We start from the raw sequence: 6,135 nt of genomic DNA, 5'->3' as shown, positions 1-6,135 counted from the left end.
GCCGGTTGCGCGAAACGAACAGTCTTGCGCCCGGCAAGATGGGTGGGCACAGGCCGAAGAAGATTGCCGGAGAGCATCGGGAGTGGCTGCTGCTGCGCTGCCGGGCCGCCGATTTTACGCTACGCGGACTTGTGGCCGAACTGGCCGAGCGCGGCCTTGCGGTCGATTACCGCTCGGTGTGGGAGTTCGTCCACGCCGAGAAGCTCAGTCACAAAAAAAGACGCTGATCGCGGCTGAGCAGGATCGCCCGGATGTGGCGCGCCGGCGGGCACAGTGGGCAAAGTATCAGGACCGCATCGATGCTTCCCGTCTGGTGTTCATCGACGAGACATGGACCAAAACCAACATGGCCCCGCTCAGGGGATGGGCGCCGCGCGGCGAGAGGATCAAAGCCAAGGTGCCACACGGCCATTGGAAGACAATGACCTTCCTGGCGGCGTTGCGCCATGACCGTGTCGATGCACCATGGCTCATCGACGGACCGATCAACGGCGAGCGTTTCCAGCTCTATGTCGACAAGGTTCTCGTCCCCACCCTCAAGCCAGGCGACATCGTCGTCATGGACAATCTCGGCTCACACAAGGGCAAGGCCGTGCGCCGCGCCATTCGCTCAGCCGGCGCCAGGCTGTTCTTGCTGCCGAAATACTCGCCCGACCTCAATCCTATCGAGAAGCTCTTCGCCAAGCTCAAGCACTGGCTGCGCAAGGCTGCCAAGCGAACAGTCGAAACCGTCTGTGACGCCATCGGCCAAATCCTCGGCACCGTCACGTCAACCGAATGCCGAAATTACTTCACAGAGGCAGGCTATGCCCAACCTAAATTCATCCCGCTCTAACTTGCCCGACGATGGCGTCGACCACCTCGAACGGGAAGCGCTCGCGGTTTTGGATCGATCCGCCATACTTGTCCGTGCGGTGGTTGCTTCCGGAGCGCAGGACCTGGTCGAGCAGATAGCCATTGGCGCCGTGGATCTCGACGCCGTCGAAGCCTGCGTCCTCGACGGCCGATTTGGCGGCGCGGCGAAAATCCTCGACGATGCCAGGCAATTCGTCCCGTTCGAGCGCGCGCGGCTCGGACGTTCGGCAAAAAATGCCGCTGCCGTACGGATTGATCAGGTAGGTCTTGGCGCGGATCGCTGACGGCACGACCGGCTTGCCGCCACCGGGCTGCAGCGAATTGTGCGAGATCCGGCCGACATGCCAGAGCTGCACCACAATCTTTCCTATCCCGGCGACGATCTGGTCGGCGCGCAGGACCGCCACGGCGACCGCCAGCGATGCGGCGGCTGCCACGCCGCAGGCCGCGCCGGCGGCGACAGCAGCTAGTGGCTGGCCGGTCCATTGCAGGCCAAGCACCGCGCCAAAGGCGGCGAGCAGCATGATACCTTCCAGTCCGATGTTGAACACGCCGGCACGTTCGGAGACCAGTTCGCCCAGCGAAGCAAGCATGATCGGCACACTCAACCGCACGGCCGACGCTATGAACAGGCTGATCGTTATCGCGTCGACATCCAAAGCGGTCTCCCCTTTAGAAGTCTGTATCCCTGCACGCAGGCCAGGATGACGATCGGCAGACTGCTGATGATCTCCGACAGGGCCGCCGGTACGCTGAGGTGACTTTGCAGCGCCAGCGTGCCGCTGTTGATGGCGCCGAAATAGATGGCCACCATGACGACGCCCACGGGCTCCAGGCTTCCAAGAAGGGCAATGGCAAGGCCGTCGAAGCCGAGGTTGGTGCTGAAGCCGTCGATCAGCCGGTATTGCACGCCGAGAACTTCCAAGGCGCCCGCAACAGGAATCCCGGCGGTCATCTACGGACCCGGCGAATTGCGGCATGCCCATGCCGTCACGAACAAGTATCCATCGAGCAGCTGAAGACGTACACAAAAGTACTGCTCTCTTTCATCCATAAGTGGTCGAACACGCGGAAATCCTGGAACGGAGCCAACTCTATTTCCTGACGTTCAGGTTGCTTCATGGGGCGGACGAGATCGATACAGTGCTGAACGCGCTCGCGACCGGAACCGGGGCTCATGACCATGGCCAGTCACCGAGGGCTTCGAGATCATCGCCCGCAAGTATGCTGAACAGCTGCTCAAATAGCTGCGACAAATATTCAGGTTGAACTGCGGGTATGTCGTCAGCAACCGGGGCATTCCGTTTCCATGTGCGGGTGCGCTGTTCACCCGTTGCGGAATGTCGCGGTAAAGCGCCTTTCTCGGGCACGGCTTGCAACACTCGCCAGGCCGGCGGTTTCACGACTCATTGTCCAGGGCTCTTCCAGCCCCGCGATCTGTCGCCGTCCTTGTCGGCAAGCAGTAGCTGACGATCAATCTCCTCGCGTGGTATCGACATTTCACGGCGGCCAGATATCGCTGCCCAGATCTCGCTGCCAGCGTGGACCGGATGTCGCCGCAGCATACCAAGAAGGACGGTGCTCTTTGACAATCTTCCCCTTCACCGAAGCCACCTCGATCCAGTTCCAGCAGCCCCTGCCGAAGACTTCGGACGTCGTGATCATCGGCGGCGGGGTCATTGGCGTGAGCACGGCACTGTTCCTGGCGCGACGGAACGTCTCGGTGACGCTGCTGGAAAAGGGCCGCATCGCCGCCGAGCAATCCTCGCGCAATTGGGGCTGGATCCGGCAGCAGGGCCGCGATGCCGACGAACTGCCGATCGTCATCGAAGCGCAACGCCTCTGGCGGCAACTGGCCGAGGAATGTGGCGAGGACATAGGACTGAAGCAGACGGGCGTTACCTACCTTGCGCGGACAGACAAGGAGATGGCCGGTTTCGCGAAGTTTCTCGAGATTGCCAAGGCTCATGGCGTCGACACGCGTCTCCTCGACCAAGGTGAGTTGGCAAGCCTGATCCCGGCCATGTCGCGACCGTTCAAAGGCGCAATGATCACCCCATCGGACATGCGGGCGGAACCTTGGGTCGCGGTGCCCGCGCTTGCTCGCCTGGCGTCCCGCGAAGGTGTGACGATCACCGAGAATTGCGCGGCACGTATGCTCGACATCTCCACGGGACGCATCAGTGGCGTCTGGACCGAGAAAGGGCGCATCGCGACCTCAAGCGTCGTCGTCGCCAGCGGCGCGTGGACGTCGCTCTTCCTGCGCGCCCACGGCATCTCGATTCCGCAGCTCAGCGTCAGGGCGACCGTCGCCGCGACAGCACCGATGCCGGAGATCCACGCCGGTGCCGCCGCGGATGAACGCATCGCTTTCCGGCGCAGGCAGGATGGGGGGTATACGCTCGCATCGGGAGGCAGCAGCCAACTCTACATAGGGCCGGACGCATTTCGCCATGCGGGCAAATATTTCAGCGCCCTGATGGCCAATCCCTTCGGCACGCGCTACCTGCCGGCCGCGCCGCGAGGATACCCGGATGGCTGGTCGACGCCGCGCAGATGGAACGCGGATGAAGAAAGCCCTTTCGAACGGATGCGGGTCCTCAATCCCGCTCCCGAGACGTCGGCGCTCCGCGCCATCGACCGCGGGTTCAGGGAGCTTTTCCCTCAGTTCACGACTGTACCGCTCAAGGCGAGCTGGGCGGGCATGATCGATGCGATGCCTGATGTCGTGCCCATCGTCGATCGCGCTGCTGCGATCCCGGGTCTCGTCATAGCGACCGGGATGAGCGGCCACGGCTTCGGCATAGGACCTGGAATCGGCCGTGTGTTGTCCGACCTCGTCCAAGGCAACGAGACCGGGCACAACCTCTACAGGTTCCGTCAATCCCGTTTCAGCGACGGCAGTCCGATCCGATTGGGGCCATCGCTGTAAGCGTTCCTGCCGCCCGCCAGCCCATCCGCTCTGGCCTTGAAGGACCGGACGAGGATCTCAGGTGCCGCATGCCCGGGCGTAGGCCTCGATGCTCCGCCGGACGTGACCGATCGCGATCTCCTCGACGTCGCAGGCCCGGTCAGCCCATGTGACTGCAGAAGGCAGGTGCTGGAGAAACAGCATCACCGGCACCTTGCGGCCGTTCAACGTATCGAAGAGACGGTTGCAGGCGGCACGGGCTTGCGGGATCGCCCAATAATATCGGATGCGATCGGAATAGGAGTAGTGGCGCAGCGTCCGCTTGTCGGCATCGCTTCCATGATAGTGGCTTGCCCAATTCTTGGGGGTGCCTTGCATCAGCTCTTCCATTGCGTGGTAAAGCGGCCGCTCGCCATAGTCAGGCACCAGGTCGGAAGCGATCAGGTCGAGCGCGTACAGCGCCTCGCGCAGCTTGAAGGTCAGCTCGGGTCCGACCTTGAGGACGGCGAAGCCGTCCTCGACGAGTTCACGCAACGGCCTCTCACCCTGATAGTCCGTCGAATGGGCTTCGAAAATGAGCGACCGCAATCTGTCGAGGGTTGCCGCCAGGTCGCGGGCCTTTGCCCGATCGTAGAAAATCACATTCTGCTTGCCGAACTCCACGCCCGGCTGCACCACAAGCCCGATGACGCGGGAAAATGCGCTTTCAAGCCCGGCTGTATGGAATGCTTGAGCGTGAATGGCATGTGTCTGGCGAGCGGCCTCCGGACTGGTCGGGGTGATCGCATCCAATGTGTGATCGGCGCCACCGGGCGGCGGCACCTCCGTCCCGATGATGTAGACCGGGCTTGCCCCGCCGCTCTGCGCTGCCGCCTGCTCCGCGACGCCCGCCAGCCTGGCCGCGCGCCCGGCCACCGTGTGGTCGTCTAGCGTCGCCGGCTCGCCCGCGCAGCCCATCGAGGCATCGAGGTGGATCTTGCGGAAGCCGGCGCGGACATAGGCATCGACCATCGTCCCGGCCTGCGCCATCGCCTCCTCGGCGGGCCGGTCTTTCCAGGGATTAGGGCCGAGATGATCCCCGCCAAGCACGATTAGCTCTTCCGGGCACTGCTCGACTGCCGCGAGCGCTTCCACCATCGCCGCGAAATCGGCCGGCGTCATACCCGTATAACCACCCAGATGATTGACCTGATTACACGTCGCCTCGATCAGCACGGTGGTGCCGGTTTCCCGGCCATGGCGCAGTGCGGCTTTCAGCACCAGCGGGTGCGCCGAACACACCGAGGTCACCCCGATTTTCTTGCCTTCCCTGTGCAGGGCCGGCACATCTTCGATCGCCACACGCATCAATTTCTTCTCGCCGTTCTTGCCATGAAATCTTCCAGCTCGGCCCGCGTGCCGGCTCCCTCCATGGGGCCGAGGCGTGTGACGTTGCGCGCGCCTGCCGCGTTGGCGAATTCGAGCGCCGTCTGTAGCGCCATGCCCAGCCGCCGGCACGCGACATAGGCTCCGCCGAAACAGTCGCCGGCCCCGGTGGGGTCCGTTTCCTCGACGATCAGGCCGGGGCAATCGGCGCGGGCTCCGGTGCTTTGACGGGCTGACGCGCCATGTTCGCCACGCTTCACGGCGATCTCCTTGACCCCTCGTCTGAACAGCGCCTCGATTGCGCGTTCCTCGCCGTCCATGCCGGCGGCCAGGAACAATTCGTTGCCCGACGGCAGCAGCAAGTCCGCTTCGTCCACCAGGCCGGCGAACTTCTCCTCGGTCTGGCCGTGCGCCAGCAATTCCTTGCGCAGGTTCGGATCGAGCGACATCGTGCCGCCGCGCGCCTTGATCAAGGGGATCGCGCGTTCGGTGATCGCCCAGGCGGCGGGGCTTGCGAACACCGTTCCCATGACGTGGATATGCCCGCAACGTGCGATCAGCGCCTCGACCTGCGGGGTCCATTCCAGCCGGGCGGCGGCGGATTTGGCGATGTTGTAGACGAAATCGCGACTTCCGTCCGTGCGGTAGCGAACAAAGGCGCTGCCCGTCGGATAATCCGCGGAAACAGCGATGGCGGAAGTGTCTACGCCGTCCCGCTTCAGGCGCTCCATGTTGATGACGCCGAAATCGTCGTCGCCCACCACACCCACCATCGCGGCCGCTCCGCCCATACGCGCGCATTGATCGATGAAGATGGCGGGCGCGCCGCTCGGAAAGGGGCCAATGAGGTCGATAGGTTCCCGGAAGCCGGTGCCTGTCTGCCTCGCGACGATCTCTACCAGGATTTCTCCAATCGTTACGGTTGGCCCGAGCGAGTCCGGTGCAAGCGTTTGGGGGAGGTCGTTTATCAAGCTTCCAATCCTGAATGTGGTGTCGTTTGCGGT

4 protein-coding genes and 2 pseudogenes are annotated in these 6,135 nt (G+C 63.4%); 2 read left to right on the top strand and 4 right to left on the bottom strand.

Annotated features, from left to right (window positions below):
• Window positions 1–835, top strand: a pseudogene (locus tag EOA13_RS12375) (IS630 family transposase); the annotation flags it as partial.
• A 10-nt stretch (window positions 836–845) separates the two neighbouring features.
• On the opposite strand, the pseudogene EOA13_RS39355 reads toward EOA13_RS12375, so the two are convergent.
• Together EOA13_RS39355 and EOA13_RS38645 are read right to left on the bottom strand one after the other, a co-directional pair.
• Window positions 846–1,469: pseudogene (locus tag EOA13_RS39355) on the bottom strand (hypothetical protein); the annotation flags it as partial.
• Window positions 1,470–1,495: 26 nt separating this feature from the next.
• Window positions 1,496–1,810: a hypothetical protein gene (locus tag EOA13_RS38645; RefSeq protein ID WP_127293013.1), complete on the bottom strand. Its 315-nt coding sequence runs from the start codon at window positions 1,808–1,810 to the stop codon at window positions 1,496–1,498.
• A gap of 630 nt (window positions 1,811–2,440) precedes the next feature.
• On the opposite strand from EOA13_RS38645, the gene EOA13_RS12360 reads away from it, so the two are divergent.
• Entirely contained in the window at window positions 2,441–3,787 is a 1,347-nt protein-coding gene (locus tag EOA13_RS12360; RefSeq protein WP_127293011.1) for an FAD-binding oxidoreductase, read from the top strand.
• 57 nt (window positions 3,788–3,844) lie between these two features.
• On the opposite strand, the gene EOA13_RS12355 is transcribed toward EOA13_RS12360, so the two are convergent.
• Window positions 3,845–5,113, bottom strand: coding sequence for a D-tagatose-bisphosphate aldolase, class II, non-catalytic subunit (locus EOA13_RS12355; protein ID WP_127293009.1), 1,269 nt, complete (start codon window positions 5,111–5,113; stop codon window positions 3,845–3,847).
• Complete coding sequence (locus EOA13_RS12350) at window positions 5,113–6,099, bottom strand: sugar kinase (RefSeq protein ID WP_127293021.1); 987 nt, start codon at window positions 6,097–6,099, stop codon at window positions 5,113–5,115. Before EOA13_RS12350 ends, EOA13_RS12355 begins: the two co-directional genes overlap by 1 nt.
• Between the last annotated feature and the right edge of the window lie 36 nt (window positions 6,100–6,135).

The organism is Mesorhizobium sp. M7A.F.Ca.US.011.01.1.1 (assembly GCF_003998295.1).
Lineage (GTDB): Bacteria > Pseudomonadota > Alphaproteobacteria > Rhizobiales > Rhizobiaceae > Mesorhizobium.
This window is presented reverse-complemented; position numbering and strand designations above follow the sequence as displayed.